Annotated in this window: 10 protein-coding genes and 1 pseudogene; 5 read left to right on the forward strand and 6 right to left on the reverse strand. The window is 71.1% G+C overall.

What is annotated here, in order from left to right; all coding sequences use genetic code 11:
• Positions 1 to 61: 61 nt before the first annotated feature.
• On the reverse strand, positions 62 to 3,157 hold the full coding sequence (locus tag SSPN_RS0138735; RefSeq protein WP_010315598.1) for a glycosyltransferase: 3,096 nt from the start codon (positions 3,155 to 3,157) through the stop codon (positions 62 to 64).
• Positions 3,158 to 3,298: 141 nt separating this feature from the next.
• Complete coding sequence (locus SSPN_RS48030) at positions 3,299 to 3,613, reverse strand: WhiB family transcriptional regulator (protein ID WP_044577168.1); 315 nt, start codon at positions 3,611 to 3,613, stop codon at positions 3,299 to 3,301.
• 489 nt (positions 3,614 to 4,102) lie between these two features.
• Between SSPN_RS48030 and SSPN_RS0138745 the strand changes: the two genes are divergently transcribed.
• The 4 genes from SSPN_RS0138745 to SSPN_RS0138760 all read left to right on the forward strand — a co-directional run bounded on the left by SSPN_RS0138745 (position 4,103) and on the right by SSPN_RS0138760 (position 7,913).
• The gene (locus tag SSPN_RS0138745; protein ID WP_044577248.1) at positions 4,103 to 4,864 is read left to right on the forward strand and encodes a site-2 protease family protein; all 762 of its coding nucleotides are present in this window, start codon (positions 4,103 to 4,105) and stop codon (positions 4,862 to 4,864) included.
• 180 nt (positions 4,865 to 5,044) lie between these two features.
• Positions 5,045 to 6,040: a 2-phospho-L-lactate transferase gene (gene cofD / locus SSPN_RS0138750; RefSeq protein WP_010315605.1), complete on the forward strand. Its 996-nt coding sequence runs from the start codon at positions 5,045 to 5,047 to the stop codon at positions 6,038 to 6,040.
• Positions 6,037 to 7,380: a coenzyme F420-0:L-glutamate ligase gene (locus tag SSPN_RS0138755; RefSeq protein ID WP_010315607.1), complete on the forward strand. Its 1,344-nt coding sequence runs from the start codon at positions 6,037 to 6,039 to the stop codon at positions 7,378 to 7,380. The genes cofD and SSPN_RS0138755 overlap by 4 nt, the downstream gene beginning before the upstream one ends.
• 26 nt (positions 7,381 to 7,406) lie before the next feature.
• Positions 7,407 to 7,913 (forward strand): NUDIX hydrolase, encoded by a 507-nt coding sequence (locus SSPN_RS0138760; RefSeq protein WP_044577251.1) that lies wholly within the window; start codon positions 7,407 to 7,409, stop codon positions 7,911 to 7,913.
• Positions 7,914 to 8,185: 272 nt separating this feature from the next.
• Here the strand turns inward: SSPN_RS0138760 and SSPN_RS0138765 are convergent, their stop codons facing one another.
• Together SSPN_RS0138765 and manB are read right to left on the reverse strand one after the other, a co-directional pair.
• Positions 8,186 to 9,097, reverse strand: coding sequence for a DNA-3-methyladenine glycosylase family protein (locus tag SSPN_RS0138765; RefSeq protein WP_010315611.1), 912 nt, complete (start codon positions 9,095 to 9,097; stop codon positions 8,186 to 8,188).
• A gap of 20 nt (positions 9,098 to 9,117) precedes the next feature.
• Complete coding sequence (manB, locus tag SSPN_RS0138770) at positions 9,118 to 10,215, reverse strand: mannose-1-phosphate guanylyltransferase (RefSeq protein ID WP_010315613.1); 1,098 nt, start codon at positions 10,213 to 10,215, stop codon at positions 9,118 to 9,120.
• A 165-nt stretch (positions 10,216 to 10,380) separates the two neighbouring features.
• Between manB and SSPN_RS0138775 the strand changes: the two genes are divergently transcribed.
• Positions 10,381 to 10,737 (forward strand): hypothetical protein, encoded by a 357-nt coding sequence (locus SSPN_RS0138775; protein ID WP_010315615.1) that lies wholly within the window; start codon positions 10,381 to 10,383, stop codon positions 10,735 to 10,737.
• Between the two features lie 61 nt (positions 10,738 to 10,798).
• Here SSPN_RS0138775 and SSPN_RS0138780 read toward each other — a convergent pair whose 3' ends face one another.
• Complete coding sequence (locus SSPN_RS0138780) at positions 10,799 to 11,659, reverse strand: glycosyltransferase family 2 protein (protein ID WP_010315617.1); 861 nt, start codon at positions 11,657 to 11,659, stop codon at positions 10,799 to 10,801.
• Between the two features lie 172 nt (positions 11,660 to 11,831).
• Positions 11,832 to 12,958, reverse strand: a pseudogene (locus SSPN_RS48035) (glycosyltransferase family 4 protein).
• Between the last annotated feature and the right edge of the window lie 52 nt (positions 12,959 to 13,010).

The following is a 13,010-nucleotide window of genomic DNA, read 5'->3' on the forward strand; positions in this document are numbered from 1 at the left end:
GGGCGGCACAGGCGGAATCGAGAACGCCCGAGTCCAGGCGAAAACGGAAGTCCTCCGCACCTCAGCTGTTCCCGGATCGAGTCCGGCGGCGTTCGGGGAGCGCCGCGATGAGGGTGAACAGGATGAACGCCAACTGCACGCCCAGCAGCGCCGTGCGGGGGGTCTCGGCGTAGCCGACCTGGACTTCGGCCGCGTTCTCCGGCAGCGGGATTACCACCTGGTGGCCCCAGGCGGTGGCCAGCGGGAACGGCCGACCGTCGATCCGGGCGTACCAGCCGGGCTCGTTCTCCGCGCCGAGGACCAGCGCCCGACCGGCACCGCCCTCGGACACCCGGACCGTGAACAGCGGCAGCTCGGCGGCGACCGGCAACGGCCTCGCCGCTGGTGCCGGGGCAGGCTCGGTTCGCGCCCGCCGCGCGAGGTCCGGCCCGAGCAGCTCCACCTGGCTGCTCGGCACCTGCAACCGCAGGACGCGTCGTCCGTCGGGTAGCCGCTCGTGCTCGGTGGCCAGGCCTCCGGAAAGCTCCGGGATCCGGGTGTCGGCCGGAACCGCGATGAACCCGATGCCGCGAGCCGCCGTGGCCGCGAGCGCGCCGCGCACCCGCGCGGCGTCGCCGGACTGCAGGTCATCGTCGACCCGGCGGAGCCAGTCGACGGCCGTGCCGACCGACGCGAGGTCGTCGTCGCCGAAACGGGGCCCACTGCCGTGCACGAGCCGTGCGGGTTGCGTCCCGGGATCGAGGATCAGCAGCGAACCAGGCAAATCCGCGACGGTGTTCTGCTGAACGCGCAGCGGCCCGCCGATCGTGGCGAACGCGGCGCTGGTCGCCAGGCCAAGCAGGCCGGCGGCCAGCACCGGCAGCAGGATCTTGTCGGGCACGCGCGGCTTCCGGGCCACCAGCACGATCCAGCCGCACCCGGCCGCGACGATCACCAGCGGTCCGCCTGTCCAGCCGGTCGTGCTCACGCCGCCGGTGATCGGTTGAGTGGGGACATTGTCCACCAAAGCGGCCAGCGCCCAACCGAAGATCACGACGGCCACGCCCGGCAGCATCCGCGAGGACCAGGCCGTGACCAGCGCGACGACCGCAGCGAGGACGAACAACGCGCCGACCAGACTCGTCGGTGATCCGTCCGGGCTCAACGCCAACAGCCAGGCCCCGGCCGGATCTTCGGTGACCCGCGCACCGATCCCGGGCAACGCCATCTCCGGGTTGCGCAGCAGGACGGACGGCCACGGCAGCAGGCACGCGACGGACAGCAGCGTCACCGCCACCAGCCCGGCCACCCGGCGTCGATCACGCTGCCCTTCGCTGGGCAACACGACGAAAGCGAGTAGGGCGAACACGATCAACGCGATGTGCAGCAGCGGTGCGAACGCACCCAACGCCGCGAGGCCCAATGCGGTCAGGCACGCCGTCCCCAACCAATGACCGCCGGACCGCCCGACCACCGAGGCGATCCCGGCCAGCAGCAACGGCACCAGGATGTGCGCGACCACCACGTCCAAACGCCCTTGCCCAGCGGAGAGCGACGCCGCGGGCAGCAAAGCGTAAGCACCGGCGGAGAGGGCTCGCCGCAGTCGAGACACCGGAAGCGCACGTGTCGCCAGGTAGGCGGTCAAACCCGCGAGCGGAGCACCGAACAGCAGCAGGATCGACACCACCACCGACGGTCCATGTAGGACGGTGCCGAACAACGCCAACACCAGCAACGACGGGGACGCTGGCGCGCCGGTGCCGCCGTTGACCGGATGCCATGCCGCCAGGTAGTCGCGCCACGTCGTCGCCAGATCTGCCACCGGCAGCAACCTGCCGCCTTGCAGGCCGGCCCCGAACCGGTCCGCGAGCAATCCATTGGTGAAAAAGGCGAATACCGCCAGCAGGACCGCGAGCACCACGGGCGGCGTCAACAACAGCTCGCGCAGCACCCGCCAGCGGTCGACCGGAACGAGCAGCAGATCCGGCCGCGCCGCGTCCCGCTTCGACGGCGACGGCTTCGGCGCTCCTGTCTCCGGCACCGGCACCACGACCAGCCGCGACCGCCCTGGCTTCGCCATCTGCGGGGGTGCTTCTGGAACGGCCTTGATCCGCCAGCATTCCGGTTCCCGCCCCAAGGCCAGATCCCGCCGCACCCGTTCGCGGACCAAATCCTCGAACGCGGCGCGCGCCCAATTCCGAAGCCGCGCCAACCGACTCGTGAACAAGCCGCGGACGCCGTGCCGGACGGAGATCGTCGCGGCGCGCGCAGCCCTTCCTGCCAGCAGGTTCAGCCGCCCGCCGAGCAATCCGCGCAACACCGCGAGTTCGGCGCCCGACTCGCTCCACCGCCGCAGAACCGCGAAACTGCACATCCGCGATAACGTCAGGAGGAACAGTCGCGGCAGGCCGAGCAAGAACGCCCACATCGGAGCATTGACCAGAAACGTGCGGACCTGGTCGGCGCGCTCCCCGGCCCGGGGACTGCGTCCCGCGACCGCATGCCGCATCCGCGCGGCGGGAACCCACCGGACGCCATGCCCGTCCAGGTTGATCCGCCAACCCAGGTCGATGTCCGCGCTGCCGGCGAGATCGAGGTCAAAACCGTTGAGCTGCTCGAAGACATCGCGCCGCACCAGCGCACCGGCCGTCGCCACCGCCAGCGCGCCGGACGCCGGGGGCGCGCCGCCGACCAGCTCGGGGTCCAGTTCGGACCGTCCGATGCCGGTCTGCCGATGTCCGGACGCATCGGTGCTCAGGCCCGCATCCACCACCAGCCGGGGATCAGCCCAGTCCAACCCGAGCGGGCCGAGCAGCGCGGCGATCGAATCTTCCTCGGCAGCGCGCAGCAAATGCTCCAGGCACTCAGGCTCGGGTGCGGAATCGTCGTGCAACAGCCATAACCAGCGCCCGGGATCGGCCCACCTCTTCGTCGCGTGCGCCAACGCTTCCGCGACGGCGGCGCCGGACCGGGTTTCGCGCGGCATCGTGAGCACATCGTCGACGACGCGATCCGTGCGCGCCCGCGCGAGCAGTTCCGGGGTGTGGTCGTTCGAGCCGGTGTCGACGGCCACCACGTGCCGCGGTCGTTCCGTCAGGTCGCCCAGCGCTGCTAAGACCTCCGGCAGCCACGTCTCCCCGTCGTGACAGACCAACACCGCCAGCACCGGCGCGACCAAAATGCCCTCCCGCTAACTGATCCACTACCGCTGAACGGTAATGCACCAAGAGCGGAAGAAAACCCCCAAATGAAACAGCGTTCACGCGGTGGGCTTTCGCTGGTGGTCACAGCGGAACCGCGGCCGGCAAGGCCCGACCGGTCAGACCGCGCGGCGCTTGAGCTTCCGGCGTTCCCTTTCGGACAGTCCGCCCCAGATGCCGAAGCGTTCATCGTGCTGCAACGCGTACTCCAGGCATTCGGAGCGAACTTCGCAGCCCGCGCAGATGCGCTTGGCCTCCCGGGTCGAGCCGCCCTTCTCCGGGAAGAACGCCTCGGGATCGGTTTGCGCGCACAACGCGCGCTCCTGCCATTCCTGTTCTTCGTCCGTCGCCTCGAACAGCTCGGCCAGGACGTCGAGTTCCACCGCGGTGGCGTCCCCACGCTCCGCGAGGCGGCTATCTCCTGATTCCCACATCGTCGGTCCCCCGATTTCTCCCGTTCCCACCGGCCCTCCCCAGGGCCGGAACAGGACGCACTCCTGCTCGCAGGTCGCCGGTCCCCGCTGTGGGGACTCCGCGCTTCGACGGCGGCGGTGCCGTCGCCGATCGGCCGCACCGCCTGCCTCTCACCGCCGGCGGTACCTCGATCGACCGGTGCCCGACCGGATCTCCCGCACCCGATCGGCCGCCGCCACAACCATCCAACCGGTTTCAACCCGAGGAACGATCATTTCAGCGACGAATGACACTGCTGTGATTACACCCGTGTAGCTCCTTGCGGTCAAGCGGAGACCTTCCGTAGGGGGACATCCCGCTCCGCCTCGGGGATGAGCTCATTCGGCGCATCGGCGGTACTCCTTGTGCAGCACCGCCAGGGCCCCCGAGATCATGAATACCACCCGAACATCATCTTCGCCGGAGCACAAGCCCGGACGGCCACCGAGCCGTTCGTGGACACTGGAGGCGTGAGCAAACCCGCTGTGCGCGTAAGCCCCCTGTTCCTCGGCCTCGTCGGCTTGACCGTGCTCGGCGGCGTGCTCGCCACGCTGGAGAACAACGCCGCCCAGGTCGGCGGCGTAGTGCTGATCGTGCTCGGCGGCTGGGCAACGTCGTTGTGCCTGCACGAATTCGGCCACGCGATCATCGCCTTCCGCGGCGGCGACTGGTCGGTGCGTGCGAAGGGCTACCTGACGCTGGACCCCCGGCGCTACACCGACCCGGTCCTGAGCATCGTGCTGCCGCTGCTGTTCGTGGCCCTCGGTGGCATCCCGCTGCCGGGCGGCGCGGTGTGGATCAACCACCACGCGCTGCGGTCCCGGCGCACCGAGTCGATGGTGTCGCTGGCCGGGCCGCTGACGAACCTGGTGCTGGGCATGCTGATCTCGATCGCCGTAGCCGTCGTGCCGACGATGCCGACCGCCTTGTCGGCGGGCCTGTCCTACCTGGCCTTCCTGCAGGTGATCGCGTTCGTGCTGAACATCCTGCCGATCCCCGGCCTGGACGGGTACGGCGCGATCGAGCCGTGGCTGTCCGGTCCGGCCCGCCGGTTCGGCGAGAAGGCGCGGCCGTGGGCGCCGCTGGTGCTGTTCCTGCTGCTGATCGGGGTGCCGTTCGTCGGCAGGGCGTTCTTCGGGCTCGCCTACTTCGTGTTCGGCCTCGCCGGCGGCGACGCGCTCCAGGCCCTCATCGGCCAAGGGATCTTCCGCAGCATCTTCGGTTTCCTGTGATCGTCCGCCCAACCGGCCGTGAGCTTTCGGGTGCCGTAGAGCCCAAAAGCACTCACCGGTCCGTCCAGGCGGAGCCACCATCGGCGTCGGAGAGCTGCGATCAGCAACAGCTCGCGCAGTGACCTCGGAGACATCGAGGTTCTCTCCCCCGGGTTCGGCGGACGTGCGAGGATCGGGGCCGTGAAGGTCGTAGTTCTGGTCGGCGGGGTCGGCGGCGCGCGGTTCCTGCTCGGGGTCAAAGCGGCGTTGGGCTTGCCCGCGATCGGCGAACCACAACAGGAGTCCGGACACGAAGTCACCGCAGTGGTCAACGTGGGCGACGACGTGTGGATGCACGGGCTGCGGGTCTGCCCGGACCTCGACACCTGCATGTACACCCTCGGCGACGGCATCGACACCGAGAAGGGCTGGGGCCGGGTCGACGAGAGCTGGTCGGTCAAGGAGGAGCTGGCGGCCTACGGCGCCGAGCCGACCTGGTTCGGGCTCGGCGACCGCGACATCGCCACCCACCTGGTGCGGTCCCGGATGCTGCGCGCGGGCTACTCGCTGTCGGCGGTGACCGAGGCGCTGTGCGACCGCTGGCGGCCCGGGGTCCGGTTGCTGCCGGTCACCGACGAGCGGGTCGAGACGCACGTCGCGATCGACGCCCCCGAGCACGGCGGCCAGCGGGCGGTGCACTTCCAGGAGTGGTGGGTGCGCTACCGCGCGGAGCCGAAAGCGCACGCGATCGTGCCGGTGGGGGCGGACGAGGCGAAGCCGACGCCGGCCGTGCGGGACGCGATCGCGCAGGCGGACGTCGTGCTGCTGGCGCCGTCGAACCCGGTGGTCAGCATCGGAACGCTGCTCGCGGTGCCGGGCTTCCGCACCGCGCTGCAAGAGACCTCCGCGCCGGTGGTGGGGCTGTCGCCGATCATCGGCGGTCGGCCGCTGCGGGGCATGGCGGACGCGTGCCTGACCGCGATCGGGGGGGTGGAAAGCACCGCCGAGGCGGTCGGTCGGCACTACGGCTCCCGGCAGGACGAAAAGGGCATCCTGGACGGCTGGTTGGTGCACACCGACGACGAGGCCGACGTCCCCGGAGTGCGGGTTCGCGCGGTGCCGCTGTTGATGTCCGATGTGGACGCCACCGCCGCGATGGCGCAGGCGGCGTTCGACCTTGCCCAGGAGGGGCGATGAAGGATCACGCGGCCGCAGGTGGGTTGCAGCTGTTCGCGGTGGGCGGGCTGCCCGAGTTCGGACCGGGCGACGACCTGGCCGCGTCGATCGCGGCCGCCGCCCCCTGGCTCAGCGACGGCGACGTCGTGGTGGTCACCAGCAAGGTGGTGTCGAAGGTCGAGGGCCGGATGGTGTCCACGCCCCGCGACCCGGAACTGCGCGACAAGCTGCGCCGCGAGCTGGTGCTGGCCGAGGCAACCCGCGTGGTGGCGCGCCGCGAGCGGTTCATGATCACCCAGAACAAGCTCGGCATCGTGCAGGCTGCCTCGGGCGTTGACGCCTCGAACGTCGCGCTGGACCAGATCGCGCTGCTGCCGGACGACCCGGATGCGTCCGCGCGCAAGCTGCGGGCCGGGCTCGCCGAGCGCCTCGGCGTGCAGGTCGCGGTCGTGGTGACCGACACGATGGGCCGCGCCTGGCGGATCGGGCAGACCGATGTGGCGATCGGCGCCGCCGGTTTGCGCGTGGTGCACCGCTACGCGGGCGCCACCGATTCGCAGGGCAACGAGCTGGCGGTTACCTCGGTCGCGGTGGCCGACGAGATCGCCGGGGCGGCCGACCTGGTCAAGGGCAAGCTGGGGGCGGTCCCGGTCGCCGTGGTGCGCGGGATGACCACCACCGACGACGGGTCGAGCGCCCGCGACCTGGTGCGTCCCGTCGAAGAAGACCTGTTCCGGATGGGCACGGCGGAAGCGCTGGCGCAGGGTCGCCGCGAGGCGGTGCTGCTGCGCCGCTCGGTGCGTTCGTTCGCCGACACCCCTGTGGACGCCGACGCGATGCGCCGCGCCGTCGGCGCCGCGCTGACCGCACCCGCGCCGCACCACACCCGCCCGGTCCGGTTCGTCTGGCTGCGCGATCGTCCACTTCGGACGAAACTGCTGGACGCGATGCGCACCGCCTGGCTGGAAGACCTGCGCGCCGACGGCCGCTCCGAGGAGGCGGCGCAGCGCCGGGTCGGGCGCGGCGATCTGCTCTACGCCGCGCCGGAGCTGGTGCTGCCGTTCCTGGTGCGCGAGGGCTCGCACGACTACCCCGACCCGAAGCGCACCGAGGCGGAACGGCAGATGTTCACCGTCGCCGGCGGCGCGGCGGTGCAGGGCTTGCTGGTCGCGCTGGCGGCCGAGGAGCTCGGGTCGTGCTGGGTGTCCTCGACGCTGTTCTGCCCGGAAGTCGTGCGGGCCGCACTCGACCTGCCCGAATCTTGGGAGCCGTTGGGCGCGGTGGCGGTGGGCCACGCCGCGGAGCCCGTCGCCGGCCCCCGGGAGCCGCGGGATCTCGACGACGGATTGGTGGAGCTGTGAGCCGACTTCACGCGGACGCGCTGCGCATGCTCGGCGAGTGGCGAGCGGACGATCCGCAGCAGGAGGCGCTGCGCCACTCCTTCCTGACCTTGCTGGACGCCCGCGAGGACGCCTGCCTGCGGGCGTGCGAGCCGGGCCACGTGACGGCTTCGGCCGTGCTGCTCGACGCCGCGGGCGAGAACGTGCTGCTCACGCTGCACCCACGGGTGGGCATGTGGTTGCAACTCGGCGGCCACTGCGAGCCCGAGGACACGTCGCTGGCGGGTGCCGCGTTGCGCGAGGCAACCGAGGAGTCCGGTGTGGACGGTCTGGTCGTGGAGCCGGAGCCGGTGCACCTGGACGTGCACCCGATCACCTGCTCGCTGGGCAAACCGACCCGCCACTTCGACGTGCGCTTCATCGTGCGAGCCCCGGAAGGCGCGGAGCCGGCCCGCAGCGACGAGTCCCTCGACCTCCGCTGGTGGCCGGTGAACGCGCTCCCCGGAGACACCGATCTCGGCCCCCTGATCACCGCGGCCCGAGCCCGCGGGTAGTCGACGATTTCCCGGGCAACGGCCACGAGCAAATTCCAGGTTGGGGTAGCGAAGCCGCTAGGTGGCCGTGCGGCGCGGAATGCCGGACTCATGACGCTCCGCACCGGTCTTGGATCGGGCGCTTCCCCGGGCTCCCGCGACGTCGTCGTGGCGATCGCCACAATTTCGATGGAGATCGGGCCTACGATTTCGACCGTTTTTCATCCTGGTCGATCCGCAGCCGCGACGCCTGAACCCACGACGCGAGGTCGTCGCATGCGCCGAAGCCGACCTTACATGGTGCGGTAGTTGCGGATCGGCATTCTCGGGGCGTAGCGGGGGCGGTTTACACCTGCCGCTCCGAGGTAGCGGACCGCTCTGTGGCGCTGGCCCTCGTACGGGGCCAGGGCTTCGAGCATTCCTTCGTCGTCCAGGGGGCGGCCGACCAGGGCCGTGCCGACGATCGTCGGGAGGTGGAAGTCCCCGACGCTGACCGCGTCCGGATCACCCCAGGCCCGTTGCGCGACTTCAGCCGCCGTCCACGGGCCGATGCCCGGCACCTTCTGCAGCAGCTCCCGGCCCTCGACGCCGCGCAGCTCGACCGCTCGCTCCAGGCGTCCGGCCACCGACGCGGCGGCGATCAGCGTGCGGCGGCGGGCTCCGTCGATGCCCGCCCGATGCCACTCCCAGTCCCGGATTCGGCGCAGCTGCACCGGATCAGGCACCACCCAGAGCTTCTCCACCGGCCCCGGGGCACGGCTGCCGAAGCGCCAGCAGAGCTCCCGCCAGGACCGCCACGCCTCCCGGTTGGTGACCTTCTGCTCCAGCACCGCGGCGACCAGGACGTCCCAAACCCGCCCCGAAGTGCACAACCGCACTCCCCGCGATGCGCGCCGGCCGCGCTCGACGACGTCGTGCACCGCGACGAAACCGGTGTCGTCATCGGAATCCCCGAGCAGATCCGGGACGTTGTCCAGCACGGAACGCGCGCCCGGCCCCCACGCCGTCGCGGTCACCGTTCCCGTACCGTCCTTCTGCAACCGCAGCGTGGTCGGGCCGGTCGGGGTTGTGGTTCCCCACCAGACCTCGCCCGACGCATCCGCCCGCATGGTCGGATCACCGCTCCCCCTGCGCAACGGTGCCAGCACTCGCGGCAGGTCCAACGGGTACGACGGGCGCCAGGTTCGGGTCAGGGCATCGCTCATGCTGCTCCGAAAGTACGCCGTCAGTCCGCGGAGAAGCGGACGCCCCGGTCGGGCAGCTCAACGCCCGGCCACACCCGCACCCCGTTCAGCAGCTCGCAGTCCGCACCGATCCGCGCGCCGTCCCCGATGATCGCGTCGCGCAGCACGGCACCCGCTCCGATCGTCGCGCCGCTGCCGATCACGCTCCGCTCGATCACGGCGTTCCGCTCGATGCGAACCCCGTCGAAGAGCACGGATTCGACGACGCGCGCCCCGGTCTCCACCACGCTGCCCTTGCCGACCGCGGTCCCACCGCAGACTTCCGCATCGACGGCGACCACCGCGCCGTCCAGCACCAGCGCCTCGCCGCGTTCACCGGGCACCGCGTTCGACGGCACCGTGCCCAGCACCAGGTCCGCCGAGCCGCGGACGAAGGCCGCCGGGGTTCCCATGTCCAGCCAGTACGAGGTGTCGATGTAGCCCTGCACGTGCGCGCCCGAGGCCAGCAGCTGGGGGAAGGTCTCGCGCTCTACCGACACCGGCCGCCCCGCCGGGATCGTGTCGATCACCTCGCGGCGGAACACATAGCAGCCCGCATTGATCTGGTCGACCGGCGGGTCCTCGGTCTTCTCCAGGAAAGCGGTGACCCGCCCGTCGGCGTCGGTGGGCACGCAGCCGAACCGGCGCGGGTCGGCGACCTTGACCAGGTGCATCGTCACGTCCGCCGCGGCGCCGCGGTGGGTTTCCAGCAGCTTCGCCAGGTCCACCCCGGAGAGGATGTCGCCGTTGAACACCAGCACGTCGTCGGCGGTGAGCCGGTCCGCCACGTTGCGGATCGCGCCCGCGGTGTCCAGCGGCTCCGGCTCGACGACGTACTCCAGACGCAGGCCGAACTCGGATCCGTCGCCGAAGTGCTCGGCGAACACCTCCGCCTTGTAGGACGTGCCGAGCACCACGTGCTCGATGCCGACCGCCCGGATCCGGGACAGCAGGTGGCTCAGGAAAGGTACTCCGGCGGTGGGCAACATCGGCTTGGGCGCCGACAAGGTCAGCGGCCGCAGCCGCACGCCCCGACCACCTACCAGCACTACCGCTTCCGCTGTCGGCGACGCGGCCTGGTCCTGCGAATCCGCGGACATCGGCGTTGATCCTCCTCTACCTGATGGACTTCAGTGACGAAAACCCATTGGGGGAATACTCTGGCAGGGGAACGGCATAATGAACACCGGGCGCGCAGTGGCCGTGCCCACCGCGACGCCCGCCCACACGAACCACCGACTGCGAACGACTGAGAGGGCATCCACATGGACCCGCGCCGCCGAGCCGACGAAGCACTTGCTCGCGCGCGGGCACGTGGCGCGTTCGTCGTCACCCCCGACAACGCCATCTCGCCGATGGATGCCGCGAGCACCGTTCGCATCCCGCGCGAGGTCGTCAACCAGGCCGACTCCGCAGACACCACACAGGTGCTCCCGCCGCAGGGCCAGCAGCACCCGCAGCAGCAGTCCCTGCGCCAGCGGCTGGAGCCGCAGCACGACGGCTGGCCGACGGAGGATTACGGGCAGGGCCAACAACATCTGCCGCCGAACCCGTACCACACGCAGCGCGGACCGAACGAGTTCGGTCCGCTGGGTTCGCAGGCGAACCAGTACCCCCACTGAGGCTGCGCTTGAGCGCGCGGGACTGCGACGGCAACGCCCGCGCGCAGGACGCCAGTCGAATTCAGCGCGCCGCGATGCGCGCGCGGGCGGTCAGCGCCGCGCGAAACGCGAACCGCAGCGGGGCCCAGACCGGCCCCCGGTAGCGGTCGGCGAGGTAACGGTAGGCGCTGCGGTGGTGTTCGACCAGCATCCGCTTCGAGGAGCCCGAGGTGGAGTGCCCGCCGATGTGCATGATCTCCGCGCTCGGCACGTAGACGTTCAGCCAGCCCTTCTTGCCCAGCCGGTCGCCGAGGTCGACATCCTCGAAGTACATGAAGTAGCGCGGGTCGAAACCGTCGATGGAGTCGAATGCCTCGCGGCGCAGCAGCAGGCAGGAACCCGAGAGCCAGCCCGCCGGGCGCTCGGTGATCGTCGCCTCGGACTGGCGATAGGCGCTGGACCACGGGTTCTTCGGCCAGATCTTGCCCAGCAGCGCGTGTCCGGCGCCGCGGCCGATCGACGGCAGCAGCCGGGCCGACGGGTAGACGTCGCCGTTGGGTTCCTTGATCAGCGGGCCGAACGATCCCCCGCGCGGCCAGCGCTTGGCGGCGGCCAGGAGTTCGTCGAGCGAACCGGCACCCCACTCCAGGTCGGGGTTGGCGACCACGACCCAGCCGTACTCATCGCCGAGCTCGGCCACGCCGCGGTTGGCCGCGCCGCCGTAGCCGAGGTTTCCGCCGGTGGGCACGAAGTCGACGTTCGCGCGTGCTGCGGCGGCCTGTTCCGGAACGCCGTCGGCGGAGCCGTTGTCGGCGAGGATCACCCGGACCGACCGGTCCGTCGCCTTGTTCAGGGTGTCGAGAAACCGTTCCAGGGTCTCGCCCGGGGAGTAAGTCACGGAGACAACGGCGAGTTCGTCGCCGTAGGTGCGCGCGTCGGTCACGCCACCATATTCTGCCGAACGCTGCCAACCGGACAGCCACCCGACCGGAGTTCCATGTGGGATTCATCGCCCGCACACCGGACAAAAGCCCCGTTTTACCTGTTCAGGGCTCGTGTGCGTTTGGGGTCGCCAGGGCAGCCCAAAGCAATCACGTGGCGGGGGCTGCGCGTGGTCAGCGGGTTCGGGTGTGGATGTGGTGGGCTCTCGCGAAGGCCGCGCGGTGCTGAGTCGCGCACGCCGCCCAGGTGAACTCCTTCGCACGGAGTTGGGCGGCCGTAGACAGGGCGGCTCGGCGGGCCGGGTCGTCCAGCAGCTCCGTCAGGCCGGCCGCGATGTCGCCCGCGCCCACGCCGCAGTAGGCGACGGCGTCGCCGCCGACCTCCGGGAGGCTCAGCCGCCGCGTCGTGAGGACCGCGGCACCGCAGGCCATCGCCTCCAGCACGGGCAGGCCGAAGCCCTCGCCGATGCTCGGGTAGGCGACCAGGTGGGCGCCGCCGAGTAAGCCGGCCAGCTGCTTGAACGGCAGATAACCGGCCCGGATCACCCGGATCCGGTGCGGCACGGCCTCCAGCGCCCGTTCGACGCGGGTGTCCCAGCCCGGCTGACCGGCCAGCACCAGCGCCGGCGAATCGGTGCGGCCCTGGCAGGCCAGCATGAAGCCGCGGATCAGCGCCGGCACGTTCTTGCGCGGTTCCAGCGCGCCGAGGAACGCCACGTACGGCTGGTCGTGCAGGCTCAGCCGCTCGCGCACCCCCCGGATCTCCTCCGGTGTCGGCGGGTGGAACCGGTCCGGGTCGACGCCGTGGTACATGACCGGCATGCGGGCGCGGTCCGCACCTACGGCGCGGGACAGCTCGGCCGCGGTCGCCTTGCTCGGCACGATGCACAGCGTTGCGCGGCGCAGCGCGGCGCGCGTCCACGCGCGGAAGAACCTGGCTTTGACCGGCGAGTGGACCGCCGGGTTGGTGAAGAACGTCGCATCGTGCAGGGTGACCACCGACGCGGCCGGGTTGGCCAGCGGCGTCGTGTCGGCGAGTGCAGGACGTCGATCCCGAGCCGGCGCACCAGCAGCGGCAGAGTGGTCTGCTCCCACGTCAGGCGGGCGGTCCGGGTGGCGACGGCTTCGGTGGCGGGCACGACTTCGGTGCACGGCGCGAGGGTCGCGTACAGCTCCGCGTCACGCGGTTGGCAGGCGACGGCGAGCCGGGCGCCGTCCGCATCCAGGGCCGCCAGCAGGGAGTCGACGTACCGGCCGACGCCGCCTCGATCCGCGGGGACTGCGGTGGCGTCGATGAGAATGTGCGGCTCGCCTCTGTGCACCCGAGCAGATTACGGTGCGGATGCCCGAGCC

Origin of the sequence: Saccharopolyspora spinosa NRRL 18395, assembly GCF_000194155.1 — a bacterium.
GTDB classification, from domain to species: Bacteria; Actinomycetota; Actinomycetes; order Mycobacteriales; family Pseudonocardiaceae; genus Saccharopolyspora; species Saccharopolyspora spinosa.

Excerpts from the sequence above, each read along its gene's own strand:
- SSPN_RS0138765 (WP_010315611.1), bottom strand. The coding sequence starts at position 9,097 with ATGAGCGATGCCCTGACCCGAACCTGGCGCCCGTCGTACCCGTTGGAC.
- SSPN_RS0138760 (WP_044577251.1), top strand. The coding sequence starts at position 7,407 with ATGCTCGGCGAGTGGCGAGCGGACGATCCGCAGCAGGAGGCGCTGCGC.
- SSPN_RS0138775 (WP_010315615.1), top strand. The coding sequence starts at position 10,381 with ATGGACCCGCGCCGCCGAGCCGACGAAGCACTTGCTCGCGCGCGGGCA.
- manB (WP_010315613.1), bottom strand. The coding sequence starts at position 10,215 with ATGTCCGCGGATTCGCAGGACCAGGCCGCGTCGCCGACAGCGGAAGCG.
- SSPN_RS48030 (WP_044577168.1), bottom strand. The coding sequence starts at position 3,613 with ATGTGGGAATCAGGAGATAGCCGCCTCGCGGAGCGTGGGGACGCCACC.
- SSPN_RS0138755 (WP_010315607.1), top strand. The coding sequence starts at position 6,037 with ATGAAGGATCACGCGGCCGCAGGTGGGTTGCAGCTGTTCGCGGTGGGC.